Origin of the sequence: Dorea ammoniilytica, from assembly GCF_025567415.1 — a bacterium.
In the GTDB taxonomy this organism is placed as follows: Bacteria; Bacillota; Clostridia; order Lachnospirales; family Lachnospiraceae; genus Claveliimonas; species Claveliimonas ammoniilytica.
Window position 1 is genome coordinate 1 of the sequence record NZ_JAOQJV010000013.1, and the last position, 25,663, is coordinate 25,663.

The 25,663-nt window shown below is 43.8% G+C and carries 21 protein-coding genes, 1 tRNA gene and 1 pseudogene; 15 read left to right on the forward strand and 8 right to left on the reverse strand.

Annotated features, from left to right (window positions below):
- From OCV65_RS09680 to OCV65_RS09695, 4 genes and pseudogenes are all read left to right on the forward strand, one after another.
- A pseudogene (locus OCV65_RS09680) lies at window positions 1-283 on the forward strand (SLC13 family permease); the annotation flags it as partial.
- Between the two features lie 182 nt (window positions 284-465).
- The gene (locus OCV65_RS09685; protein WP_262581858.1) at window positions 466-2,244 is read left to right on the forward strand and encodes a glycoside hydrolase family 2 protein; all 1,779 of its coding nucleotides are present in this window, start codon (window positions 466-468) and stop codon (window positions 2,242-2,244) included.
- A gap of 96 nt (window positions 2,245-2,340) precedes the next feature.
- Complete coding sequence (locus OCV65_RS09690; RefSeq protein ID WP_262581859.1) at window positions 2,341-2,850, forward strand: RNA polymerase sigma factor; 510 nt, start codon at window positions 2,341-2,343, stop codon at window positions 2,848-2,850.
- 2 nt (window positions 2,851-2,852) lie between these two features.
- The gene (locus OCV65_RS09695) at window positions 2,853-3,752 is read left to right on the forward strand and encodes a zf-HC2 domain-containing protein (RefSeq protein ID WP_262581860.1); all 900 of its coding nucleotides are present in this window, start codon (window positions 2,853-2,855) and stop codon (window positions 3,750-3,752) included.
- A gap of 58 nt (window positions 3,753-3,810) precedes the next feature.
- Here the strand turns inward: OCV65_RS09695 and OCV65_RS09700 are convergent, their stop codons facing one another.
- On the reverse strand, window positions 3,811-4,680 hold the full coding sequence (locus OCV65_RS09700; protein ID WP_262581861.1) for a hypothetical protein: 870 nt from the start codon (window positions 4,678-4,680) through the stop codon (window positions 3,811-3,813).
- Window positions 4,681-4,866: 186 nt separating this feature from the next.
- Between OCV65_RS09700 and OCV65_RS09705 the strand changes: the two genes are divergently transcribed.
- From OCV65_RS09705 to OCV65_RS09730, 6 genes are all read left to right on the forward strand, one after another.
- The gene (locus OCV65_RS09705) at window positions 4,867-5,406 is read left to right on the forward strand and encodes a nitroreductase family protein (protein ID WP_262581862.1); all 540 of its coding nucleotides are present in this window, start codon (window positions 4,867-4,869) and stop codon (window positions 5,404-5,406) included.
- A 23-nt stretch (window positions 5,407-5,429) separates the two neighbouring features.
- Complete coding sequence (coaBC, locus tag OCV65_RS09710; RefSeq protein WP_262581900.1) at window positions 5,430-6,623, forward strand: bifunctional phosphopantothenoylcysteine decarboxylase/phosphopantothenate--cysteine ligase CoaBC; 1,194 nt, start codon at window positions 5,430-5,432, stop codon at window positions 6,621-6,623.
- Between the two features lie 381 nt (window positions 6,624-7,004).
- Window positions 7,005-8,135, forward strand: coding sequence for a PucR family transcriptional regulator (locus tag OCV65_RS09715; protein ID WP_262581863.1), 1,131 nt, complete (start codon window positions 7,005-7,007; stop codon window positions 8,133-8,135).
- A gap of 9 nt (window positions 8,136-8,144) precedes the next feature.
- Complete coding sequence (locus OCV65_RS09720; RefSeq protein WP_262581864.1) at window positions 8,145-8,783, forward strand: lactate utilization protein; 639 nt, start codon at window positions 8,145-8,147, stop codon at window positions 8,781-8,783.
- Between the two features lie 72 nt (window positions 8,784-8,855).
- Complete coding sequence (locus tag OCV65_RS09725; RefSeq protein WP_118452486.1) at window positions 8,856-9,815, forward strand: carbohydrate kinase family protein; 960 nt, start codon at window positions 8,856-8,858, stop codon at window positions 9,813-9,815.
- A gap of 54 nt (window positions 9,816-9,869) precedes the next feature.
- A tRNA-Cys gene (locus tag OCV65_RS09730) sits at window positions 9,870-9,940 on the forward strand.
- A 133-nt stretch (window positions 9,941-10,073) separates the two neighbouring features.
- On the opposite strand, the gene OCV65_RS09735 is transcribed toward OCV65_RS09730, so the two are convergent.
- The 7 genes from OCV65_RS09735 to OCV65_RS09765 all read right to left on the reverse strand — a co-directional run bounded on the left by OCV65_RS09735 (window position 10,074) and on the right by OCV65_RS09765 (window position 19,606).
- Window positions 10,074-11,438: a CaiB/BaiF CoA transferase family protein gene (locus OCV65_RS09735; protein WP_262581865.1), complete on the reverse strand. Its 1,365-nt coding sequence runs from the start codon at window positions 11,436-11,438 to the stop codon at window positions 10,074-10,076.
- 48 nt (window positions 11,439-11,486) lie between these two features.
- Window positions 11,487-12,767 (reverse strand): MFS transporter, encoded by a 1,281-nt coding sequence (locus OCV65_RS09740; RefSeq protein ID WP_262581866.1) that lies wholly within the window; start codon window positions 12,765-12,767, stop codon window positions 11,487-11,489.
- Window positions 12,757-14,322 (reverse strand): bile acid--CoA ligase BaiB, encoded by a 1,566-nt coding sequence (gene baiB / locus OCV65_RS09745; RefSeq protein WP_262581867.1) that lies wholly within the window; start codon window positions 14,320-14,322, stop codon window positions 12,757-12,759. Before baiB ends, OCV65_RS09740 begins: the two co-directional genes overlap by 11 nt.
- 52 nt (window positions 14,323-14,374) lie before the next feature.
- The gene (locus tag OCV65_RS09750; protein WP_262581868.1) at window positions 14,375-15,142 is read right to left on the reverse strand and encodes an SDR family NAD(P)-dependent oxidoreductase; all 768 of its coding nucleotides are present in this window, start codon (window positions 15,140-15,142) and stop codon (window positions 14,375-14,377) included.
- Window positions 15,143-15,479: 337 nt separating this feature from the next.
- A complete protein-coding gene (locus OCV65_RS09755) occupies window positions 15,480-16,082 on the reverse strand; it encodes a hypothetical protein (RefSeq protein WP_262581869.1) in 603 nt (200 codons plus the stop codon).
- Between the two features lie 61 nt (window positions 16,083-16,143).
- A complete protein-coding gene (locus OCV65_RS09760) occupies window positions 16,144-17,388 on the reverse strand; it encodes an AraC family transcriptional regulator (protein WP_262581870.1) in 1,245 nt (414 codons plus the stop codon).
- A 223-nt stretch (window positions 17,389-17,611) separates the two neighbouring features.
- Window positions 17,612-19,606, reverse strand: coding sequence for an oxidoreductase (locus tag OCV65_RS09765; protein ID WP_118383054.1), 1,995 nt, complete (start codon window positions 19,604-19,606; stop codon window positions 17,612-17,614).
- Window positions 19,607-20,074: 468 nt separating this feature from the next.
- On the opposite strand from OCV65_RS09765, the gene OCV65_RS09770 reads away from it, so the two are divergent.
- From OCV65_RS09770 to OCV65_RS09790, 5 genes are all read left to right on the forward strand, one after another.
- Complete coding sequence (locus OCV65_RS09770) at window positions 20,075-21,997, forward strand: oxidoreductase (RefSeq protein WP_262581871.1); 1,923 nt, start codon at window positions 20,075-20,077, stop codon at window positions 21,995-21,997.
- A gap of 2 nt (window positions 21,998-21,999) precedes the next feature.
- A complete protein-coding gene (locus OCV65_RS09775) occupies window positions 22,000-22,560 on the forward strand; it encodes a nuclear transport factor 2 family protein (protein ID WP_118383052.1) in 561 nt (186 codons plus the stop codon).
- Between the two features lie 68 nt (window positions 22,561-22,628).
- A complete protein-coding gene (locus tag OCV65_RS09780) occupies window positions 22,629-23,711 on the forward strand; it encodes a sugar-transfer associated ATP-grasp domain-containing protein (RefSeq protein WP_118452491.1) in 1,083 nt (360 codons plus the stop codon).
- A 24-nt stretch (window positions 23,712-23,735) separates the two neighbouring features.
- Window positions 23,736-24,791, forward strand: a complete 1,056-nt coding sequence (locus OCV65_RS09785; protein WP_262581872.1) for a sugar-transfer associated ATP-grasp domain-containing protein — start codon at window positions 23,736-23,738, stop codon at window positions 24,789-24,791.
- 22 nt (window positions 24,792-24,813) lie between these two features.
- On the forward strand, window positions 24,814-25,653 hold the full coding sequence (locus tag OCV65_RS09790; protein WP_118452493.1) for a polysaccharide pyruvyl transferase family protein: 840 nt from the start codon (window positions 24,814-24,816) through the stop codon (window positions 25,651-25,653).
- Window positions 25,654-25,663 lie beyond the last annotated feature (10 nt).

The following is a 25,663-nucleotide window of genomic DNA, read 5'->3' on the forward strand; positions in this document are numbered from 1 at the left end:
CTCTACCGTATCAGCAGCCGTAACAATTCCGATCATCCTGACACTGTGTACAAACCTTGGACTGAATCCGGTACCATACTGGTTCATCACGGTAATGGGTTACAATGCAGAGTTCCTGCTTCCTGTAAGTGTGCGTGCTATCACAGTAGGTAGTGGACTGGATGCAAGCAAGCAGATGAGATATGGTATTCCATTCGTAATTGTAAGAGCACTGCTTGCAATTATCCTTGGTTATATCTTCCTGAAATTCTGGCCAATGTTCGGACACCTGTCATACATGTAAGATATTAAAATCAGAGACAATGCATCATGTAGTTCTAAATGAACAATAAGCAATTAAAATAGTCTCCGGAAATCCCCGGTCTTTCGAAAGAAAGGTCGGGGATTTCTCTGTCTGAAGATAGAGCGTATCAACGTGCGGCATGGTATAATAAAAAATAATTGTGATGGAAAAGGGGATGGCTTATGAAGCAGTTATATACCAGATGGGGAAAGAAGATAGATCCGGAACATGTACTTTCAGAGTATCCGCGACCGTTGCTTGTCAGAGATTCATATATCAATCTGAACGGATATTGGGAGTATGCATTTACGGATGCTTTTCAGAAGCCGGAGAAATACGATGGAAAGATATTGGTGCCATTTTCACCGGAAGCAGTACTGTCAGGAGTGAATCGTCAATTGCAGCCGGAGGAATATCTGTGGTACAAGCGTACCATAGATGTGAATGAAGTACAGTTGAAGAAGCATCGTCTGATTCTTCACTTTGGAGCAGTGGACCAGGCATGTGTTGTGTATGTGAATGGACATCAGACTGGCAGACATACGGGAGGATATCTTCCGTTTGAACTGGATATTACCGATGCTGTGCATGATGGGGCAAATGAACTTACAGTAGCTGTGAAAGATCGCAGTGATACATCTTATCACGCCAAAGGAAAGCAAAAATTAAAAGCAGGTGGCATGTTTTATACGGCTCAGAGCGGTATCTGGCAGACCGTATGGATGGAATACGTACCGGAAGTATATATAACAGAACTGGAAGGAATACCAGATATAGATCGGAACGTGGTAAGAATCTGTGTTCACGCGTCTGAACCAGAGCAGAAGTGTCGGATTACAGTGCATAAAGCGGCGATTTATCCAGAGGCAATGAAATGTGCAGAAGATGTTTCCAGCCTGTTTGAAATACCTGAGACGGTGATAACAGAAACTAAAGGGAACACAAGTGCATGGATTGAGATACCTGTTCCGGATGTCAGATTATGGACATGTGAAGAACCGTATCTGTATTATTACAAAGTAACAATGGGTGAAGATCAGATAATCAGTTATTTCGCTATGCAGAAGTTTTCACTGGAGCCGGATGCAGAGACAGAAGGGTTTCCACGTATCTGTCTGAATGGAAAAGAACAGTTTCAGAATGGTGTGCTGGATCAGGGATATTGGCCGGAGGGATTGTATACACCACCGTGTGATGAGGCATTTATCTTTGATATTACAGAAATGAAAAAGACTGGATTTAACATGGTACGCAAGCATATTAAGATCGAACCGCAGAGATGGTATTATCATTGTGACCGCCTTGGCATTGTAGTATGGCAGGATATGGTAAATGGCGGGGAACGATATAAGCACTGGTTTGTGACTTACCTGGCAACGGTAATGTCGTGGCTTAAGATTCCGATGAGAGACATTTATCCGAGTCTGCTTTCCAGAAAGAATAAGGCCGGACGTCTGGAGTTTGTCCGGGAAATGCGTGAGACGGTGTATGTACTGAAAGGACATCCGAGCATCGCATCCTGGGTAATCTTTAATGAAGGCTGGGGACAGTTCCAGACGGAGGATATGACAAGGCTTCTGCGTGAAATGGATCCGGATCGTCTGATTGATCAGGCGAGCGGGTGGTTTGATCAGGGTGGCGGAGATTTCTCAAGCCTGCATAATTATTTCTTTGGGCTATTTATTCGTCCGGAAAGAAAGCGCGCATCAGCATTATCGGAATACGGAGGATACAGTTATCCGGTAAGCGGACATACGGCGTGTGAAAAACAATACGGATATGGAGCATGTAAGACCAGAGAAGAGCTAAATAAACGCTGTACAGAACGGGCAGATAAGATGCGGGAACTGATTCCAGAAGGACTTTGTGCCAGCGTTTATACGCAGTGGTCAGATATCGAAGAAGAAGTGAATGGAGTCTATACCTATGACAGGAAAATAAGGAAGATTGATCGGGTATAAAATTTCGGATATCAGATTTTAGAAAAATCAAATAAATTTATATTTGCTGTAACGAAATGCCGTGTGCGGAGTCTTATTGGCAAAGGGGGTGAGGAGATGCAATTTGAAGAAATATATGCGCGATATTATAAAGAAGTGTATTATTATCTGCTGTCATTGGATGGAAACAGAGAAACTGCGGAAGAACTGACGCAGGAAACATTCTTTCGTGCAATGAAAGCCATTCATAAGTTTAAAGGGGAATGCCAGTTGGGAACATGGCTGTGTCAGATTGCAAAACATACTTACTTTTCCTGGAAGAAAAAACATAGGCGTGAAGTCATAAGCGATAGTCCGAAAGAGCTGGAAGAGGACAGGCTTAGGAGTAATCAGTTAGAGAGAGCGTTGGATGAGCAGGTGGGGAGACGGCAGGAATCCATGGAAATCTACCGGATACTGCACGACCTGGAAGAGCCATATAAAGAAGTGTTTACTCTGCGGGTATTAGGAGAATTGTCATACCGTGAAATCGGTGAGGTGTTCGGACGAAAAGAAGGCTGGGCGAGGGTGACATTTCACAGGGCAAAGACTAAGATTCAGCAGTTGATGCAGAAAGGCGGACGGTGAATATGAAGAAGGAATGTGCGATTGTACAGGATCTGTTGGCGTTATATGAAGATGACTGCCTGCAGGAAGAGAGCAGAAAAATGGTGGAGGATCATATTGCAGAGTGCCAGGAGTGCAGATGGGTCTATGAAGCGTGTGAAAAAATGCAGGATATACAGGTGCAGGCCCAGACAGAATCAGATCTTCAGATACAGAAAAGTGCGTCTCAAATTATGAAAAAAATAAAAAGACGAACAACATTGAAAGCAGTTATCGGTATCGTATTGATTGTGGCAGTTATAATCGGTGGACATGTTTTTTGCAACCATATAACGGATAGCGAGTGGGGGTATTCAGAAATGCTCTATGGTATTGCGTCCGACGATGTAGAAGTAGCACAATTGTATCAGCTTGCAGGTGGTGATATATATTGTGTATTAAAGAGCAGTAAGAGTATTGGAATACAATCCATGACAGGGCTTCAGGATCCGTCAGAGTTAAGCGATCAGAATGAAGAACAGACGCTGGAATATCGGATGCGAGGAAGAACTTTCTGGGAGACTGTCTCTGTACCGGAGATTAAGCAGAGTACCATCATATTTCCGGTCAGATTAGAAGGAATATCAGAAGAAACCAAGCAGGAGTATACCTGTTATGCTAAACAGGTTGCATTTTATGGTAAGACAATGTCGGATAAAAAGGTGATCTGGAATGAAGGCCAGGATATTGCAAAAGCACCGGATGAAATTGAATACCGTGCAATTCGTGCATATCTGGAGAATGGCAATGTGGAAAAGGCATATGCAGAATGCGAGAGCCTGGGCTGGGACAGTGCCAAAATTATCGCAGAAATCGGGAAACAGACATCACAGGATGGAATATACGAGGACGCAGGTGTACCGATACTGGTGAATGAAGAATAGATTTGAAAGAAGCAGTCCGCAGGTGAAATAAAGAAGATTCACCTGCGGACTCTTCCGATTATTCTAAAATCTCTGTCACGCGTTCGACAGAAAGATCCAGAAGATCTGCTACCTGATCGACACTGTGAAGCTTATGGTATAACTTGCGGACAGTGTCTGCAAGATCTTGAGCATGTGTTTCAGCAGAAACTTTATTTGTAATTTGTTCAGTCAATTCTCCGGTAAGCTGTTCGGTTAATTCTTTGGTTAGCTTTTTAGTGATATCTCGCTCCCAAATGTCACAATCTAAGACAAGACCATCTTCCATCATATCGTTCAGACCTCCTTCCTGGAATTCTGGATAATGAGCATATAAATGTTGATATAACTTGTAGAGCAAACGCTGGAGACGTATGGCATCGGCAGATGTGATATTTCCAGATAAACGATTGCTTTCAATTAAGCTAAGTATATCATTTAAAATCAGATTATGCAAGGCTTCTGTATTCTCTTTGGTGCGTTTCTCTCTGATAGAATCCCGCAGAGAAAGCATCATAAAGGGAGCCAGAACGATCATTTTGTTATTATTAAGGTATGCGAGGTCGTGTTCAAGCAGCTTAAATACAGGGACGGTATAGAGAAACGTACCCTGATTTCCAAAATCAAGAGTGATTGACTTGGAGTCTGGGAGTCCTTTGTGGGCATAAAGCTGTAAAATACGCGGAGAGGGGAATATCAGGTGATCAGGATCTCTGCGGTTGTCCAGAGCATATTTGTAGCCATAATCAAAAACACGGAATTCAATCTCGTCATCCTGATACATTTGTGCTTCTATATGATAGATATAAATGTGATCGATGGTGAGTATGGTATCAGCAATTGTGCGGTTCAGGTCATCATCGGTGTGTTCGGTCCAGTGGTAGAGAACAGGAGCGTTAGTAGAAACCATAAAACGGTAAACTTTTTTCTTTAAAATTGATACGCGCGTTATGTTGCCAGTATAGCACTAAAAAACAAAAAGTCAATAGAAAATGTAAACTAAAATTCATTGTCTCAATCAGGGACATGTGTTAAAATAAGGCTAGCATTATAAGATTATAGCTTAATCATTTTGACAGAAGAGCAGGAGGTCAGTATGGAATTTCAGAAAGTTATAGAATCAAGGCGCAGCATTAGAAAGTATGACGCAGAAAAGAAAGTGTCAGAGGAACAGATCAGGGAAATGATTCAGGCAGCAATTTATGCGCCATCATGGAAGAACAGCCAGACAGCAAGATATTATTGTGTACTTTCTCAGGATATGTTTGAAAAGGTACGTACTGAGTGCCTGCCGGAATTTAATGCCAATAATGTGGAGGGAGCTTCTGCGTTGATTGTTACAGCAGTGGTTAAGAATCGCTCCGGTTATGAAAGAAGTGGAGAGCCAACGAATGAACTTGGCAATGGCTGGGGCGTCTATGATCTTGGCCTGGCGAATGAAAATCTGCTGTTGAAAGCGGCTGAGATGGGAATTGGAACGCTGGTTATGGGAATCCGCGATGAGAAGAAGCTGCATGAAATTTTGAGTATCCCGGAGGAGCAGATGGTAGTATCTGTGATCGGTGTTGGATATGGAACTGTATCACCAGATATGCCAAAGAGAAAGTCTGTGGAAGATGTGGCGGTGATTTGCTAATGAAGGAGAATAAGAACATGGCTATGTTGAAGGGGAAAACAGTAGTTCTTGGTGTAACAGGAGGTATTGCAGCATATAAGAGTGCGGCACTTACAAGCCTTCTTGTAAAAGCAGGAGCGCAGGTACAGGTAATCATGACAGAACACGCCAGACAGTTTATTGCTCCGCTGACGTTTGAGTCACTTACAGGGAGAAGATGTTTGACGGATACGTTTGACAGGAATCACGAATATAGTACGGAGCATGTAGAATTGGCTAAAGAGGCTGATGTAGTGATGATCGCGCCGGCTACGGCGAATATTATTGCGAAGATTGCACATGGTATGGCTGACGATATGCTGACTACAACTATTCTTGCCTGTGATTGTCCTAAGATTGTAGCACCGGCTATGAATACTCGCATGTATGAGAATCCGGTGACGCAGGATAATATACGTAAACTGGAAGAATATGGTATGACGATTGCATATCCGACAAGCGGACATCTTGCTTGCGGAGACATCGGTAAGGGAAAGATGCTGGAGCCAGAAGAATTATTTCAGTATATTCTGATGGCCTGTGCGTTTGAAAAAGATATGGCAGGGAAGCGTGTGCTGGTAACAGCTGGCGCAACACAGGAAGCATTGGATCCGGTACGCTATATCACCAATCATTCATCCGGTAAGATGGGATATAGTCTTGCAAAGATCAGTGCACTCAGAGGTGCGGAGGTTGTGTTGGTCAGTGGACATACGGCTCTTGCGGCACCGCTTTTTGCGGAACGGGTTAGCGTGACCAGTGCAGAAGATATGTTTCAGGCAGTTACAGAGAGAAGCGAGTGGGCAGATATTATTATCAAGGCAGCGGCGGTAGCGGATTACAGACCTGCAACTGTCAGCTCGGAAAAGATCAAGAAGTCGGATGATCAGATGTCTATCGGATTGGAACGGACACAGGATATACTTGGGTATCTCGGGGCGCACAAGAGGGATGGACAGTTTTTGTGTGGTTTTGCTATGGAAACGCAGGATCTGTTGGAGAATGCATCCCAAAAGTTAAAGAAGAAAAATGCAGATATGATCGTGGCCAATAATCTGAAGGTGACAGGAGCCGGATTTGCGGGAGATACGAATGTGGTAACGCTGATAACTGAGAATGGCGCAGAAGAGCAGGAACTCATGTCAAAAGAAGAAGTGGCAGGCGTGATACTTGATAAGATTATGGAAAAGATAGGATAGACGGGCGGCAGCGGAGCTGCTGCCGGATGGGAAGATATTCAGTCCCGCCCAGACTATTCGTAAAATCTGCCATCTAATGATGTCAGACGCAGCTACTAGCTGAATAACTGTCTGTTGAACTAAAAAAGGCTGCGTGGTTACGCAGTCTTTTAGCAATCTGGAGATTGAATGTGAACACGATTCGGGGGATGCATGAATATCATGCATTTGTGTTCATGAACAATATATCATGATATATGGTAATGGTATATATCCTTTTGCTACAGAAAATATCATTTTAATTGTGCCTCGAGCACAATTTTGATAAAATAGAAGCGATAGGATAAAAAGTGTATGATTTTATGGCGGTAAAATTGAATTTATTGACAGAAAGGGTAAGATATGGCGGTTGCATTGGAAGAACTGTATCGGGAAGTTGAGCCGATGTATGATATGCACCTGGTTACAAAGAGCTGTTTCCATAAGGTGATTGGATGGACGCACATTGTAGAAAATCCGGAGTTTATCGAATTGCTGCATGGCGATGAACTGATATTCAGTGCGGGGATTCAGTATACGTCTGAGGAATGGCTGATGGATTTTGTGCAGAGATTGATTGAGGCCGGGACAGGAGGACTGGTATTGTCGCTTCATGAAGGCAGCTGCTATCCGCAGAGGATTGTGGATTATTGTAATAGGAAAAAGTTTCCATTATTTTCAAGTGGATGGAAGACACCCTATCTTGATGTAATGCGCATATTTGCATCTATTCTTCTGGAGAATGAACAGCGGGATACGAATTTGAATGAGGCACTTAAGAATGCAATCTATTATCCTGAGCATGAGGCGGCATATTTGCATCATTTTGAGCATAATGGATTTTATCGTAATATGCATTACATTATGGCAATCCTGAGCTGTCATGCTTACCGGGAGGGGGAAGAGAATAAGCGCCTTCAGGAACTGGCAAAGCAGCTTCAGTATTCGGATTTCCGAGGCGTTGTCGTGACAGATGAGGACAGGCTTCTGATCATGGTAGCAGATAAGACAGTAAAGCAGGTTCGGCGTATATTCCAGAAGATCTGTAAGCAGGATATGCAGGTCTATGTGGGAATTGGCGATGTGGTAATGCGCCTGCAGGATCTGGAAGACAGCTACGAACATGCGATGGTGGCATATCAGCTGACAAAGACAGCGATTGCGACAAATCTGCTGGTATACGATGAACTGGGCGTATATAAAGTACTGTCAGATCTGAGACATGAAGACACCGGAGAAGCATTTATCAGAGAGGTGCTGGGTGAGCTGATAGACTATGATGAAAAAGAAAGCACAGATTATCTGGATATATTAAAAGCATTTTTTGAAAATGAATGCAGCATTGTGCATACGGCACAGGCAATGTACTGCCATAAGAATACGATGAATTATAAAATGAATAAAGTAAAAGAAATTCTGGGATACGATATAATGAGCAACGAGAATCGTACGAGGATTATGGTGGCATTGTATTTTATGAAAATGCGAGGATAGGAGGACATTATGAATAAAATGGTATCAGAGAGAAACAGAAAACTTGCTGAGAAGGTCATCAGGGGACTGGAATCCAGAAATATGGAAGGTTACTATGCGGAGACGAAGGAAGAAGCGCTTAAGATTGCACTTGCGCTGATCCCGGCTGGCAGCGGCGTTGGCTGGGGAGGATCTGTATCGATAGCAGATATCGGGCTGAAGGATGCGGTCTGTTCCGGCGATTATACGGTGTATAACAGAGATGCATGTAGTACGCCGGAAGAGAAAAGAAGCGTAGAACTTCAGTGCCTTGGGTGCGATTATTTTCTCAGCAGTACAAACGCTATTACAGAAGATGGAATACTGGTTAATATCGATGGTAAAGGCAATCGTGTGGCAGCGATTACCTGGGGGCCGGAACATGTGCTGATGATTGTTGGGATGAATAAAGTAGTTAAGGATTTGGATGATGCATGGGCGAGAGCGCGTAACCTGGCGGCACCAGTCAACGCACAGCGATTTGATATTCAGACACCGTGTAAGAAGACAGGTTCCTGCGCAGACTGCAAATCACCGGATACAATTTGCAGCCAGTTTCTGGTAACCCGTTATTCCAAGGCACCGAAACGAATCAAGGTGATTCTGGTGAATGATAATCTGGGATATTGATCAGAAGATGTATACAGGTGGTATGTAAGAATATAGAACTATGTGAAAAATACTGTATGAAAGGAAAAGACGATGGAAAAGAAATATGATGTAGCGGCCATGGGTGAGCTGTTGATAGATTTTGCAATGAATGGACAGAGTGAACAGGGAAATAACTGTTTTGAGGCATGCCCGGGAGGGGCGCCGTGTAATGTGCTTGCCATGCTTGGAAAGCTTGGCAGAAAGACAGCATTCCTTGGTAAAGTCGGAGAAGATCAGTTTGGAAAATTACTGAAAGAAACAATAGAAGAGGTGGGAGTAGATACGACAGGACTTCGGATGGATCAAGAGATTCCGACCACGCTTGCATTTGTACATACTTTCCCGGATGGAGATCGCGATTTTTCTTTCTACAGAAAGCCGGGAGCGGATATGATGCTCCGGGAAGAAGAAGTCGATTATGATGTGATCCGTCAGGCAAAGATTTTTCATTTTGGAACATTATCGATGACAGATGAGCCGGTCAGGAGCGCAACAAAAAAAGCATTAGAAGTGGCAAAAGAGGCTGGATGCTTGATTTCACTGGATCCGAATCTCAGACCACCGCTGTGGAAGTCTCTGGATGAAGCAAAGAAGATGATGGAATATGGGTTCCGATATTGTGATATATTGAAGATTTCCGATAATGAGATTCAGTTTGTGTCCGGGAAAGAAGATTATGATGAAGGAATCCAGTATCTGCAGGAGAAGTATCATATCCCGCTTATTTTCCTTACAATGGGTAAAGATGGAAGCCGTGCATACTATAAGGGTATGCGTGTAGAAAAGGCAGGATACCGGGTGGATACCGTGGAAACGACAGGTGCCGGAGATACATTCTGTGGAAGTGCATTGAATGGTGTGCTGGAAAGAGGCATTGATAATCTGACCGAGAAGGATCTGACCGAAATCCTTGATTTTGCGAATGCTGCAGCAGCGATCGTAACTACTAAAAAAGGTGCAATCCGATCCATGCCGGAGCAAGAAGAGGTCGAAGAAATGTTGACGAAATAGAAAAAGAATGGTATAATATATGAGTGTCTCGGGAAGAGCACTCATATATTGTATGGCGCCATAGCCAAGTGGTAAGGCAAAGGTCTGCAACACCTCTATCACCAGTTCAAATCTGGTTGGCGCCTTTTGAAAAAAGCTTCAGGAAGTACCTGAGGCTTTTTTTTGTGCGCCGGGCGGTTAAGTTCTTGATTTTCTCATTAAATAAAACCGACTGCAGATTGCTCTGCAGTCGGTTCATATAAGGAATGAATTAATTTCTTATTTGTCTTTTTTCGGTGGATATTCCAGACCAATACGTTTTGCCTGATTTTCCGGATCCCAGAAGAAGTTCCACTCTACGAAGTTTTTGATTCTTGCTGTATCTGCAGGTGTCCATGTTACCAGATCTCCCTTATCATACATAGCATCAATCTCTTCTTTTGTATATCCGAAGCTTTCGAGTACTTCGCGGTTGTGCTCACCGAAGCAAGGAGCAGCAGCAACGATCTGTGAAGGATGTTTCTTGAAGATGTTGGTAAGTCCGATACCTTTCATCTTACCGAAGCACTGATCTTCCCATTCAACGATGTTCTCACGTGCTTCGTACTGAGGATCGTTCTCGATATCAGCCGGTCCATATGCTCTCTGGCATGGGATAGCAGCTTTGTTGAAGATTTCTTCCAGTTCATCACATGTACGCTCAGCACAGAATTTTGCACACAGCTCATCTGCCTGTTTTCCACGTGGGTCAAACAGAGGGAATCCGGTACAGTTCTTCGGAATTCCTTTTGTGATACCAGGTTTGCCCATTCCGATGATCGGGTATCCACGTTTTACAGGTCCCTGTCCAACGATAGCTACGAACATAGCACCGCCGTCCTTGGTGTCGTAGAATGAGAAGCATGAAGCCATATCACTCTTATTACCTGTACGATATGGAACCGGCTCGCCCTGTTTCGGGTAACCTTTGTTGAACCAGTTTGCCGGGTAGTTGTCCAGCAGACGGAACATGGTATCGTACTGAGCTACGTCACAAGAATCTCCTTCGCCTGTGTTCTGTGCTCCGATATATCCTGCCATAGCAGCAATACAAGCATTGTAAGCTGTAATGTAGTCAGAAAGGTAAGGATTAACTTTCAACGGTCCTGATGTAGGAGATACACCGTTCATGTACATATATCCACCCATTGCCTGTCCGGATACGTCGTAAGACGGTTTATCTTTCGATGGTCCGAACTGTCCGTAACCAGATACGTGAACGATAGACAGCTTCTTGTTGTGCTCCCAGCAAACTTTGTCTGTCAGACCACGTTTAGCATAGGAACCCGGACGTCCGGCTTCAATCCAGATATCTGCCCATTCGATACATTTCAGGAAGATTTTCTGTCCTGATTTTTTAGCCATGTTGATTGTGATAGAATACTCATTACGATGATTCTGAGACCATGCAAGAGTACCTCTTGTCTGGCATGCAATAGAAGGTGCCTCTGCCTGAAGTACTTTAGCACCCATTTCAGCCATCAGAGAACCGGCAAAAGGTCCGGCGATATTAGTACCAGTAACGAATACCTTTACGCCCTGAAGAACACCAAATGTTGGGTATTCGTCAAATTTCTGAGTTAATTTGTTGTTAATCTCTTTCATGTTATTCATCCTTTCTTAAATTAATTGCATTAAGTGCATAATTAATTCTTAGTTATCTCCCTGAGGATACTTAGCCTGCAGTTTCTCGCCGCCCTTGATTGCGCCAGATACGCACAGGAACAGGGCGATAGCAACAAACATGTAAACAATCCATGTGATGCCGTATCCAACGATTCCCTGAATAATAGATGTCAGTACGGAACCGAATGCAGCACCGATCAGGAAGAACAGGTTAGCAAATGCATAGATAGCACCGTATTCTTTGGTTCCGAATACTTTAGACATAAGTACTGACGGAAGTACCTTAGGCAGGAACATTGCAATTGCGAAGAAGATAGAATATCCAAATGCGATTGCAGTAGTACCGGTTACAGAATATGCATATAAGCTTGCAAGTCCGATGATTACCAGAACAGCTGCGCCAAGAACTGTCTTGCGGATACCAATCTTATCCATCAGTGCACCACCTGCTACCATACCGATGATAGATACGATAGAGTATACAGAGAGGATTGTTCCCTGAAGTGATCCGCCGTCCTGAGCAACTGAAGTTACAAAGTTAGGTACATGTGTAGTTACACCGGCTGAAAGGATACCAGTGAACATTACAACACCGATTATGCAGCGCCATGCACCAGATTTGGTAGCAGTCTTCTTAGATACACCGATCCATGCGTTGGAATTCTGTGTAGCTTCTTTTTCCTTTTCTTTGCTGTCACCTGTACGATATGGCTCTGTTCCGTACTCTGCCGGTGAACGTTTTACCAGGAAGAGAGCGGTAAGAATCATAACTACAGCAACAACACCAGCGGAGAACAGCATAGCTGTCTTCCAGCCTGTACCGCTTGCAGAGATGAAGCGGGAAATTACAGGAGCCCATACAGCTCCGCCGAGTCCGCCGCCTGCGTAAGCGATAGACATCATAGTAGCACGCTTGTCTTCAAACCATGCTGTAACCAGCATAGAGATCGGAAGCTGTGTAAGACCGGCCATAAAGATGTTAGACAGCGCAAATACCAGATAGAACTGCCAGATGGCTGTGCAGAGTGTTGCTACAAACCAACAGATACATGTACCGGCTGTAACGATAACCATAGTGATTTTCATATTTTTCTTCTGATACATTCCTGCGATGACCATAGCGCCGATGGCACTTGCAAAGGATGCGATCAGGTTAACCATTGACCAGCTAGTTGTGCTGAATCCAAGGTTTTCACATACCGGAGCCATATACAGTGAGAAACAGTTGCTCATGATTCCAGTAGGTATAAATGACATGATAAAGGCTGCAGCTAAGACTCCCCAGCCTTTGAATTTTTTATTCTCCATGTTTTTCCCCTTTCGTACTTGAAGAAGAACACGTGTCCGCATGCCGTTTCAAATAGTCCTCGACCAGTTGACTGCGGACGACCTTGCCACTCTCATTCCGTGGGATGTGGTCAATGTGTTCGAATGATTTTGGTATTTTATATGGAGGCAGATAATTCAGTGCAAATTTGATCAGCGTTTTATCACTGACGAGTTCTGTTGTTTCGACAAAGGCATGAATGCGATGTCCCCATTCTTTGTCAGGAAGTCCGACGACAACAGCGTCATTTACTTTTTTATGTTTCTTTAGGACAGATTCAATCTCAGCAGCGAAGACATTCTCGCCACCAGTGACGATCATATCACTGCGTCTGTCTTTGAAATAAAGATACCCTTCATTATCTACGTATCCGATGTCACCCACACTGCGAAAGCCATTTTCATCACTTTCCAGAGGGGTTATATTCTTATATGTAACTTTTGGTTTGTTCGGCCCCCAGGACATGAAAATCTCCCCAGTTTCGCCGATTGGAAGATTGTGACCTTCGCTGTCGCGGATCGCAATTTCTCCGCATGGCATTCGACCTACACTACCCTCGTGAGCCAGCCACTCATCGCCCCGGATAGATGTCATACCGACACATTCTGTCATAGAGTAAATCTCATAGATCTTTTCCGGGGGAAGGATGTCAAACCACTTCCGTTTTAAGTCTGCGGAACAGACGCCACCGGTGTGACAGAATACTTCGAGGCTCTGCAGATCCTCCGGGTTGAAATCCGGAAGACGGATAATTCTCTGCATGAGAGTAGGAACCATCTGTACATATTCGATTTTATATTTTTTGATCAATGCTACAATTGCTTTTGCGTCAAAGCAGGAAGGAATATATAATGTATTGCCACAATATAATCCGTTAAATGCTACAGAATGCGGTGCACCATGAAATAATGGACCGGCAAGTAACTGGCGCATTTCAAAACGCATACCGGAGATTGCAAACCAGGTTTTGAGACCTTCATCGCTTTCACCGGCTGCCATATCCTGCTCGATAACTTTTGTCTTGCCAGAAGTACCACCTGAGCAGTTAGCAAGATTTGGAACCGCCATAATGTCCGGAGGCATATGCTCCGGGTAATCTTCGCTGATCGTCTTGAGTTCGGAAGAACTGAGACTTAAGCATCCTTCTGGTTTCCAACGATTGGTGATAACCAGTGATGGAGATACACATTCGCATATTTCTATCATATTTTTGCGGGGTACTCGCGGAGAAACCGGTACATAGCATCCACCTGCCTTCCAGATTCCAAAAGCAAGAGCAATGTGGGTGGGAATGTTGGGCAGAGCGACAATGACGCTCTTGCCCGGCTTGATTCCCTGTTCCAGCAGATACCACGCGATACGATTGGAGAGCACTTCGAGAGAATGCCAGGTCATGACAGACTCTTTGTTCTCCGGATTAATATATACGATGGCCGGAGCATCCGGTTTGACTCTTGCTATATTAGCTAATTGTACTCCCGGTGTAAAAAAACTGCTTTCGCCAGTATTAAATATATTAAAGTGCTTGGTACTCACAATGACGTCTCCTTTGTGTATCTGCTTAAATTCAAATTTGGCTTAATTCAGCTTAGCCTGCTGTGTTGTGTGGAACATATCCACCGTCTACCTGCAGTGTAACACCTGTGATATACTGTGCTGCGCTTGAAGACAGGAACAGGATCGCATTTGCAATTTCCTGTGGTGCTCCAATATATCCAAGAGGAATCTGTTTTGCAAGGTTCTTCTTAGCGAATGGAGGAACTGTTGCAAGCAGGTTGGTATCGATAACACCAGGAGCTACTGCGTTGCAGCGGATTCCGGCGTATGCCTGCTCCCAAGCCATAGACTTAGTGAAAGCAATAACACCACCCTTAGAAGCTGGGTATGGGCATCCGCATCCTGCACCGTAGATACCGGCAACGGATGCTGTGTTAACGATACATCCTTTTGTCTTCTTAAGGTACTTGATAGCGTATTTTGTAAGGTTGAACATTCCCTTAAGGTTAACGTTCATGACGTAATCCCACTGAGACTGTTTCATCTTGTGGATCGGTAAACTGCTGTCTACACCAGCGTTGTTAACCAGAACATCCAGACGACCCCATTTTTCTTCAATCTCAGCGTAGAGTGCCTGAGCTGCTTTGTAATCGCAAAGGTCGATTGTGTTTGACGCAAAGTCGTAATCAGGATTGATGGCTTTCAGCTCTTCTGTCTGTTTTGTTAAATCCTCACCTGGTTTTCCTAAGAAGTATACTTTAGCTCCGGTTGCAAGGAATGATTTAACGGTTGCATAACCAATACCTGTGCTTCCGCCTGTTACTAATACAACTTTTCCTTCGAATTCTTTTTCAAACATTTGAATGAATCCCCTTTCTTTTTCTTGATATTCTCTTTGGTTTTTTGTTGTTTTCCGAAAGTTTCCCGTTCCTTCGAAAATTTACTACCGATACGTCATATCAATGACTGATAATATTTTAACAGCAAAACCAGGCTTTAAACGGTATCAGAGTGTAAATTTTATTCAGAACAAACGGACAAAAAATTAACATTTATAATCAAAGCGGGTGACAAAGTGAAAAAAGATAAATCTATCTGTAGAAAATGGTTAAAATATCGGAAATAAAAGAGAAAGGCTTGGTTATAATTAACAAATAACGAAAACCTTTCTCAAATAATTGACTTTGTTAAAGAAATTACTTTTTTTCTTTATTATGTGTCGTGCTTGATGCAAAATATGCTTTTGGCATCTGATCTGTGATGATTCCGAGAAAATTCATCATATAACAGAAGCAGAGCTGGATACGGTCTGCCGAATCATTCATGGCTTCGTGCAGCAGTCCGTCCATAGATTCATTGGCAATTTCAGCCGACAGACCTTTAAGATATACAACCGGAGGCTGAGACGGAACAGTCAGCTGCTCACATTTCATGTAAGGATTAGCGATCATATATACATAAGTGGAACTGTTCATACGTGCTTCTGCAATTTCCAGGGGAGTCCCTTTGGATGGCAGAAAACGGTAACGGTGAAATGGACCGAGATTGATCAGCGTATTGGGTCTCAAGTTATATTCCAGACCGTTGATCAATGCTTTTCCCTTGCCGGAGCGGACAAGAATAAATGTCTGATCCCGGTTGTTGGCATAAGAGGTGGGAGTCTGATAACGGCTCACATGTGCCTGAATCGTATCAGGCAGGACATTATTTACAAAGTAGTCATGGGCGCCGGAAAAAACGGCGCGCCCGGGAGTCTTTGGCTCATCAGGGTCAACAGACTGTGGTGTATCTTTCTGCATAGTTTATCGCCTTCCTGTGTATAGTTTGAGTGTAATCTTATAGGTCAGACGCAGATGCTGGCTATTTACCGGCTTTTTGAGGGAGCTTTCTGGCTTTGCGGAATTCTCCCGGAGATATGCCGTTTATATTATAAAATACCCGCGCCATAGTGCGGTCTGAGCCGAAGCCGGATTCGATAGCAATATCTACTGTCGGCAGTGAAGTTGTAGTGAGCAGTGCTTCAGCATAACGCACGCGGAACTGGGACAGCACCTGTTTGTAACTGGAATTCAGACGGTTCTTAAACTGGACACGCAGAATATTCTCTGAAGTGTACAGCTCTTTAGTAAGAGTTTCGGCGTCAATAGGATCTGTCATGTTCTCGTACAGATAGCTGATCGCGGAGATCAGAGTTTCGTTCATAATAGTAGTGCGGTATACAGGGTGATGCTTTCCGTCGCTGAGCGTCCTTTTCATATAAGTCTGCGGTGTCATACCGATCAGAGATTTGAAACGGCGGAAGAATGTAATCTCCATATTAAATCCTGATATCGAGGATATGTAATCAAACGGAAGACTGTCATAGAGAAAATACGACATTGCATGCGCAATCCGCAGCCGGTTCAGATATTGATTAAAATTCAGACCTGTTGCAACAAGGAGTGCATGATTCAGGGCTGATTCGCTGATAGATGGCGCAATTGCTTTCACTACATCTGCACAGGTCAGTGCAGTTGTGCTGTGCACTGCAATATACAGACTGACCTTGCGGCTCAGCGGCAGGTTGCTGAATTTGTAATGGGACTTCATACTTTTGGCAAACCGGTTATATAAAAGTTCAATTCTGCGAAGATAGGAACTTCGAATAATTGCAGAGCCGTGAGAATGTCTTTTGGAAAGCTTCCGATATTGATGGAATAAGTGGACAATCTCTTTTACCTCATCACCATCAGGACCGATTACCGGAAGATTATTGACGATCTCAAGTTCTCTGGTTGGAGCAATATTGCTAAATGAGTAATAGCTCAGAAGCTGGTAGTCGTAAGGACAGATCCAAAGTACGAGATTATTTCCAAAATCAGGACAGACAGTGAGTACCTGAGAGCACTGGATCCAGGATACGCAACCAGGTTCGATGGAAAATTCTTCTCCGTTGATCACAAAATTACCATGTCCTTCTTTTACCAATATAAAGTAACTGTCGTATTCCATCACCGGAAACATCTCGCTGGTTATGGTGTGCTCCTGTAATGTGAGATATTTGTCAGGACCGCAGAATATGCCGTCGCGCGGTGTCTCACATAAAGGGCGGATTCTGTTTTTCAATATGGCTCACTCCCTCGAAAATTGTACAAAAAATACAAACATTTATACAAACATTTGATTTAAGACTATCACATAATAAAATCGAAGTCAACGGAGAATGTCAAAACTTTGACAGGACAAAAAATGAAAATTTACAACATGTCGAAAAAGAGGTAAAAAAAGATTGCAGACACTGAAAAAAGCATCTGCAATCTTAATAAAAGTATGAGGGAAATATGTTTTATTAAATCTCGTATCCGGCGAAGTATCCTTCATGAAGAGCTTTACTTGCAAGACCTGTTCTTACAGCATCTCCGATAACTCTTACTTCCGGTACGAACTTCTTCAGTTCTTCAGAGAATGGATCGTAATTTCTGGAGCCCATTCCGACTACGATATGGTCGAAACCTCTCAGCCATTCTTCTCTTCCGTCTGTTGTGTACTGGATCTTAACATCGTGATCAGTAACTTCCAGAACCTTAGCGTTAACATAGCTCTTAACACCTGATCTGTGAAGGCTGTCCATCAGTACATTACGGTTCGGCAGACATACATTTGTCATAAGCTGTGGCATCATTTCTACCAGAGTTACTTCTACATCACCGATGCTTCCTGTTTTTACAAAGGAAGCCGGACGAGCGTCTGTCATCAGCATTTCAGCTGTCTCGCAGGCAACTTCTCCACCACCGAGGATACATACAGTTCCCTTCGGTACAGTCACCTTACGGCTCAGGATATCATGAGTAGTAGTTACAGGGTAATCGGTCAAACCTTTGATGAATGGTGGAACAAACGGTCTTGCACCGGTAGCTACGATAACTGCATCAGGAGCAAATTCCTTAATATCATCTACAGTAGCTTCTTTGTTGAATTCAAATGTAACACCTGCTTTGTTAGCACGGTATGTAAGGTGTGATAACCATTTACACATTTCCTGCTTACCAGGAGTAACAACAGCCAGTGCAAGCTGTCCGCCGACCTGACAATTCTTCTCCCATACAGTTACGTGATGTCCACGCTCTGCTGCGATTACGGCTGCGTACATTCCGCCAGGACCTGCTCCGACAACCAGTACGTTCTTCGGAGTATCAACCGGGTTAAATGGATAATCGTATTCGTGACCAACCAATGGGTTGATGTGACACTGACATACCGGATGCTGTGGATCCTTAGGAGTTACACAACGTCCGCCGCATGAAGCACATGGTGTGATGTCATCAAAACGGTTCTCACGGGCTTTGTTCGGAAGATCAGGATCTGCAAGTAACGGACGTCCGAGAGAAACACCGTCTACCAGTCCACGCTCTACGATATCTGCAGCATAGCGGATGTCGTTGATCTTACCAACAACGAATACAGGGATATTAACAACTTTCTTAATCTCAGAAGCTTCGTATACGTTACGTCCGATCTTCTTGCTGTGTGATGGGATGATATCCTGCATATCTTCGTACTGAACACCACCGGATACTTCTAACATATTAACGCCGGCTGCCTCGAACTTCGGAGCAAGGTATAACATTTCTTCCAGACTGTTACCACCTTCGATACGCTCTGAACCAGAGATACGAAGGATGATCGGGAAGTCTTCGCTTACGTTTTTACGACATTCTTCAATGATCTCAAGGATCAGACGAGCACGGTTATCGATTGTTCCGCCGTATTCATCCATACGTTTGTTACGCAGTGGAGAAAGGAATGCACCTGGAAGCATGTAAGCATGTGCTGCGTGTAATGCGATACCGCCGCATCCTGCTTCTTCTGCACGGCGTGCAGCTTTTCCATACTGTTTGATGATCTTCTGGATCTCTTTAATAGTAGCCGGTCTTGAAACATCACCATTTGCATTTGTATTTATAGATGGTCCGATCGGAGTAATACCTTTCATAGCGCAGATAGATTCCGGACCCGGGTGAATGATCTGTGGGATCAGTTCGCTTCCTGCATCTTTTACACGAGTTGCGAATCTCTTGAACTGAGGAACCAGAGAGTCCTTATCAAGAGCAGTAGTCTTTCCAATATACCAATATTTGTGGTCAACAGTTACAGCGTCGATTACTACGTATCCTGCGCCGCCTTCTGCACGACGGACGAAGATGTCTGCCAACTGTTTTGGTACAGTTCCGTTAGTTGCTTCATAATGCATGCTCATTGGAGCCATTGCAATACGGTTTTTTAAAGTTGTTCTTCCAAGCTGAAGAGGCTGGAAGATCTTTGCATCTTTCATATCTGTGATCATTTTGTTCCCTCCTGAACATATCGAAAATTTATCTGTTGAGCATAGTATAAACGAATCTCGAAGACGGTGTTTCACATTTTTTTGTTAAATAATCTACATTTTTCGAAAAAATCATGACAATTCACTTCTGCAAATGCAGACAAAAAATGCAAAAACACTACAAGCATAAAAAAGAAAAAATGATTAATTAGAAAAATGTGATAGGAAAAATTGATTTTTTGTACATTGCTTGTGCACTATATTTGGGAATTTGTTCCGACACATAGTATGTGCTCGTGTTAAAATTTAGACAAGCTTTTAAAGGGAAGGTAAAGCTAGAGATACTATTTACTACCGTATAACGAACAGCTTCCGATTATATATTCAGACAAGTGATTCCCGTACCGGTCTGGATCGTATGGCGGAACGATGACTCCTGTTAACCTAGTTAACCTATTTAATAATGAAAGAAAAGAGGACGATTTCAAAATGAGTTATGATGCATTGTTTTCTCCAATTAAATTGAGAGGTCTTGAACTGAAGAACAGAATTGTACTTCCTGGTATGAATACCAAGATGGTTAAGGACAAACATCACGTAGCAGATGATATGATTCAGTACCACGCAGCACGTGCAGCAGGTGGATGCGGACTGAACATTGTAGAGCTGGTATCTATTTGTAAAGAATGTCATGCGTATTTATATTTCGGACTGTATAGTGAAGCAGACAGAGATGAACTGAAGAAAGTAACTGAAGCAATCCATGAAAATGGTGGTAAGGCAGCTGTTCAGATCTGGCACGGAGGATTCGTACCGGCTGACTTCTTTGACAAGACAAACGTAGAAGAGACACCGGATACAGTTACAGTAGAGCGTATCCATGAGATCATTAAGCAGTTCGGAGAGTCTGCTAAACTGGCTGTAGAAGCTGGATTTGATGCACTGGAGTTCCATGGAGCACATACATATCTTCCACACGAATTTATGAATCCGTCTCTGAACAACCGTACAGATGAGTATGGTAACCAGAGCCTGGAGAATCGTTGCCGCTTCAATCTGGAAGTTATCCGCGAGATGCGTGCTAACATGCCAGAGGATATGCCACTGCTTATGCGTCTGGATGCAGTAGATGAGTTACTTCCTAAGAATACAACTGTAGAAGAGACTATCCAGTTCGTTAACTGGGCAGAAGAAGCAGGTGTAGATGCAATCGACCTTTCAAGAGGTAATGCACGAAGCCTTGCAACAGTATACGAAGTACCGCCATATAACCTTGAGCCAGGTTTCAATATGGAAAACATCGCTAAGATCAAGAAAGCAGTTAACATCCCGGTAATCGGTGTTGGACGTGTTAACATGCCAGCACTTGCTAACAAGCTGATCGAAGACGGCGAGATCGACATGATCGCTATCGGACGTGCACAGCTGGCTGATCCAGAGTGGTGTAATAAAGCAAGAGAAGGTCGTGAGGATGAGATCCGTCGTTGTATCGGATGTACAGAAGGATGCTACGACAAGGTTATCGATCCAAAGGCTACACATATCACATGTACACGTAACCCAATGCTCTGCCTGGAATACAAAGGTATGCCAAAGGCTGAAAAGGCTAAGAATGTTATGGTCATCGGTGGAGGTATCGGTGGTCTGGTAACAGCAGAGATCCTGAAGAAACGTGGACACAATCCGACAATCTACGAAGCATCTGAGAGAGCAGGCGGAAGATTCAGATTAGCTGGTAAAGCTCCTAAGAAACAGGAATTTGAAGCAGCTGTTGACTGGGAGATCAAAGAATGTGAAAGACTTGGCATCGAGATCAAGACAAATACAACTGTTACACCAGAGATGATCGCTGAGATCAAACCGGATCATGTAGTAGTAGCTATCGGTTCTGAGTTCGCTACACCGGATCTTCCGGGCGTAGATGGAGCTGACATTGTTACAGCAGAGGATGTTCTGGCTGGTAAGGCAGAAGCCAAAGGTGAGATCCTGATCCTTGGTGGTGGTCTGGTAGGATGCGAGACAGCAACATACCTGATCAACAAGGGTGAGAAGAATGTTCGTATCATGGACAGCAGACGTGTTGGTAAAGCAATGGGTATGCTTCGTAGCATGTTCCTTGATATCGAATATCCTGGAAAGACAATCCAGAAGAGCAACCGCAGCAAGGTTACAGCAATTGGTGATCACACAGTAGATTACAAGTTCACAGATAAATTCAAGAAGACAAGCAATAAGTCACGTAGCTTCGATACATTAGTACTTGCTACAGGAGCTAAGTCTCGTCCGACAGCAGACCTGACAGCTAAATGTGATGAGCTTGGAATCGCTTACAATGTAATCGGCGATGCTAAGAAAGTACGTATGGGTATTGACGCAACAGCTGATGCATATAAAGTAGGTATGGAGGTATAAAAATGACAGTAGAAGAACGCCTTGAGGCTTTGGAAAAAGAATTACAGCAGATTAAAGATGTACAGGCAATTAAAGAACTGAAGAGTAAATATTTCCAGGCTCTTGATACAAAGAACTGGGATGAACTTGAGACTACAATGGCGCCGGATATCGAGACTGCATATTCTAATGGCAAGCTGGTATTCCACGGACCAAAGGAAATCACAGATTACTTCAAGAAATCTATGCCTAAGACAGAGATTACACTTCATCAGGGACATAACCCACAGGTATGGTTTGAGAGCGACACAGTTGCTTACGGAAAATGGTATCTGGAAGACAGACTGATCTTCGCTAAGGGTGATCCATATGAAGGACTTCAGGTAGAAGGATCTGCAATCTACACAGATAAATATGTTAAGATCGATGGTGAATGGCTGATCCAGGATACAGGATATATCCGTATCTATGAAGAGCAGTTCATGCGTGATGAGACACATCGTATCCGCAAGAACATGTTCGCACCAAAGAAAAAGAAAGTCGTTAAGAAAAAGAAGACAGCTGCTGTAAAGAAAGAGCAGTAAAGTAAAGCGAGAGATGCCGCTGTGCCAGTCTGGCATGGCGGCATTTATCATGCCAGGAGGAAAGTAAAGTGCTGCGCAAATATCTTAGAAAATTTCATTATAAATACCGTTTCGTACCGTGGTACCGCAAAGCGTACTATTATAAATGTAAAAAGGATAAAATGGATGAAATCATTGCTAAATATAAGGAGCCGGAGGAACTTGCCGATCCGAAATATGTGAAAAAATTAAAGAGGGATATGATCCGCTGCCTGTTTAAATATGGTTCTTATTACAGTGAGTATTTTACATTTGGATATGAGGGGCAGGATGCAGAGTATCGTAATTCATTCATTACAGAGGGCATCCGTTTGAGTTATTATCCGCGCATGAATCAGCGAAAGAATACCGATCTCCTGGAGAACAAGTACCGGACCTACAAGAAATTCAAAGATATGTATAAGCGGGAAGTTATCCGCATTTTGAAAAATGAAAAACCGACCGAAGAGAATCTGGCAAAACTTCGCGAATTTGCGGAGCGGCATGAGAACTATGTGGTGAAACCGGTGTATGCAGCTTTTGGCAACGGTGTCAGAGTAGAGAATCTTGGTATGTATGATTCTGTAGAAGAGGCACATCAGGAGTACAGTAAGAGCGGCGCTGTCATTGAAGAAGTGATCGTACAGGGTGAAGCGCTGTCGAAGATTCATGCAGGATCCGTGAATACTCTGCGTATTCCAACCGCCATCATTAAGAATGAAGAGGGCGAACCGGAGATAAAATTATTCCATCCATCGATCCGAATGGGCCGGGGAGACAGCTTTGTGGATAATTTTAGTGCGGGAGGAGTCAGTGCACTCATTGACGCAGAGACAGGAGTCATTTATACTGATGGAGCGGACAAAAAAGGACACACGTATGAGTGTCATCCGGACAGTGGTATCAGATTTAAGGGATTCCAGATTCCGAAGTGGGATGAGGCAGTCTCTATGGTCAAAGAAGCAGCTATGATGATCCCGGACAATCATTATTGCGGATGGGATCTGGCTTACAGCAGAGACCACGGCTGGTGCATGGTGGAAGCTAACTGTACGGCACAGATGGGTGCAATGCAGATGGTGACAAAGACCGGAAGAAAGTACGAACTGGAAGAGCTGATAAAGCAAATGTAACGATGAATTAGAAAGAGGATACATATGGGACAGACAAATAGTTTTACAAGACTTATCAATTCGAGAAAGCATATCAGATTATATGCCAGAGAATATGCCGAAGAGCATGGACTGAATGCATCTGAAGTAGAGAAGGATATTATACAGGCCAAGAAATACAATCACATTTCTTTTGGCGAATATGCATGGACCGGATTCTATGATCTGACACAGGAACAGAAGAAGACGGTATCTACACTCTGGTCCCGTATGGAATTTCGTAAGAAATTTACAGACCGACGTTATATCGGTATGTTGATGAATAAATATATATTTTCCAAAGTATTTGATGAATTTTATGGAAGAAAATGTGTGCAGGCTTCCGATGTGACGGAGGATGGACTGAAAGAGCTGGCGGAAGGAACCGGCAAGGTTGTATATAAGCCAAACTGCAAGGGGATGGGCAAGGGTGTCCGTGTCCTGCCGGTAACCTGTGCAGAAGATATAAAAGATGCACTTGACCACATTCGGAATGGCGGCAACGGAATCATAGAAGAATACATCTGCCAGGATGATGTGCTGAGTGAACTGAATCCAAGTGCAGTGAGTGTGGTGCGATTTTATTCGGTAACGTCTCCATACGGAACCCATCTGTTTGCGCCGGTGCTGACTTCAGCACTGCACAAAGATATCGCCAATGGCTGCCAGGATGCGCTGACTGCGGTAGTGGATATCCGTACGGGAAAAGTGCTCACAGATGCTGTGGATCAGAACAAGATGGAAGAATATACGGTGCATCCGATGACAGGCGTGGCTTTCAAGGGGCTGCAGCTAAATCATTGGGATAAAACACTGGAAATGCTGAAGCGGGCTGTGCCGCTTGGCAAGAAGATCTCTAATATCGGCTGGGATGTGGCAATCACAAAGGATGGACCGGTATTGATCGAGGCCAATACCATTCCGGGGTTTAATACCGCTCAGTATGCGGGATATGGATGGATCACAGATGGTTATGGGTATCAGCCGCTGTTTGATGCGGTCAATGACATTCCGTTTGCAGATGACGGAAGATATGAACGAGTAGTTATGAGATTGGAATAGAAAGATAGTAGAGGAATTACAGATGCCGGACAAGATTAAGATGTATTATTCGAAATTGCGGAATATGGGAGACTGTCTGAATGAGCTGATCGTAAAGGAATGCTTTGGATATGAGGCAGAACGCCATTCTTTTCTGGATGGGGAGATCTGCGGGATCGGAAGCTGTCTGGGACAGTATACGCTGCATGGTTCGGCAATGATGCGTCTGCAGCAGCGGATCAACGGGATCCGTAAGCCCCATGTGTATGTGTGGGGGACCGGTTTTATCAATTATTCGGATGCGGATGGGAAGTTTTTTAAGCGGAATATGGAATTCTGCGCCGTTAGAGGAGAGCTTACCAGAAAGAATGTAGAGCGCATGACGGGAAAGAAAATGGACATTCCGATGGCAGATGCCGGAATTCTGGCGTCAGAGTTATTGAAAGAACGGCCGGAGGTATGTTATGATGTGGGCGTTGTACCTCATCTGTGTGATCTGAAGGACCCGGCGGTGGAGAAGCTGCTGGCATCCTATGATAACGCAAAGTTTATTAATGTAAAAGATGATCCTTTACAGGTAGTGAAGGAGATTGCAGAGTGCAGATACATTATTTCCAGCAGCCTGCATGGACTGATCGTTGCAGACAGTCTGGGAATCCCGAATATGTATCTGGTATTTGGAGACCGTCTGTTAGGAGACGGTTATAAATTTGAAGATTATTATTCGGCGTACGGTGTGGAAGCGCAGCCAAGAGATCTGCGCACAGAGAAGGCGCCGGAGTTAACAGAGATAGAAGAACAGTATCAGATCTTACCGGAGATGGTGGAGGAGAAGAAACGGCAGATGAAGGCAGCATTTCCATATCCGGTAAAAAACAGGTAATAAAACGGAA

Bases quoted from the DNA above. Each gene is read 5' to 3' on its own strand.
- OCV65_RS09685 (WP_262581858.1), top strand. From the start codon at position 466: ATGAAGCAGTTATATACCAGATGGGGAAAGAAGATAGATCCGGAACAT.
- OCV65_RS09690 (WP_262581859.1), top strand. From the start codon at position 2,341: ATGCAATTTGAAGAAATATATGCGCGATATTATAAAGAAGTGTATTAT.
- OCV65_RS09695 (WP_262581860.1), top strand. From the start codon at position 2,853: ATGAAGAAGGAATGTGCGATTGTACAGGATCTGTTGGCGTTATATGAA.
- OCV65_RS09700 (WP_262581861.1), bottom strand. From the start codon at position 4,680: ATGGTTTCTACTAACGCTCCTGTTCTCTACCACTGGACCGAACACACC.
- OCV65_RS09705 (WP_262581862.1), top strand. From the start codon at position 4,867: ATGGAATTTCAGAAAGTTATAGAATCAAGGCGCAGCATTAGAAAGTAT.
- coaBC (WP_262581900.1), top strand. From the start codon at position 5,430: ATGTTGAAGGGGAAAACAGTAGTTCTTGGTGTAACAGGAGGTATTGCA.
- OCV65_RS09715 (WP_262581863.1), top strand. From the start codon at position 7,005: ATGGCGGTTGCATTGGAAGAACTGTATCGGGAAGTTGAGCCGATGTAT.
- OCV65_RS09720 (WP_262581864.1), top strand. From the start codon at position 8,145: ATGAATAAAATGGTATCAGAGAGAAACAGAAAACTTGCTGAGAAGGTC.
- OCV65_RS09725 (WP_118452486.1), top strand. From the start codon at position 8,856: ATGGAAAAGAAATATGATGTAGCGGCCATGGGTGAGCTGTTGATAGAT.
- OCV65_RS09735 (WP_262581865.1), bottom strand. From the start codon at position 11,438: ATGAAAGAGATTAACAACAAATTAACTCAGAAATTTGACGAATACCCA.
- OCV65_RS09740 (WP_262581866.1), bottom strand. From the start codon at position 12,767: ATGGAGAATAAAAAATTCAAAGGCTGGGGAGTCTTAGCTGCAGCCTTT.
- OCV65_RS09750 (WP_262581868.1), bottom strand. From the start codon at position 15,142: ATGTTTGAAAAAGAATTCGAAGGAAAAGTTGTATTAGTAACAGGCGGA.
- OCV65_RS09755 (WP_262581869.1), bottom strand. From the start codon at position 16,082: ATGCAGAAAGATACACCACAGTCTGTTGACCCTGATGAGCCAAAGACT.
- OCV65_RS09765 (WP_118383054.1), bottom strand. From the start codon at position 19,606: ATGATCACAGATATGAAAGATGCAAAGATCTTCCAGCCTCTTCAGCTT.
- OCV65_RS09770 (WP_262581871.1), top strand. From the start codon at position 20,075: ATGAGTTATGATGCATTGTTTTCTCCAATTAAATTGAGAGGTCTTGAA.
- OCV65_RS09775 (WP_118383052.1), top strand. From the start codon at position 22,000: ATGACAGTAGAAGAACGCCTTGAGGCTTTGGAAAAAGAATTACAGCAG.
- OCV65_RS09785 (WP_262581872.1), top strand. From the start codon at position 23,736: ATGGGACAGACAAATAGTTTTACAAGACTTATCAATTCGAGAAAGCAT.
- OCV65_RS09790 (WP_118452493.1), top strand. From the start codon at position 24,814: ATGCCGGACAAGATTAAGATGTATTATTCGAAATTGCGGAATATGGGA.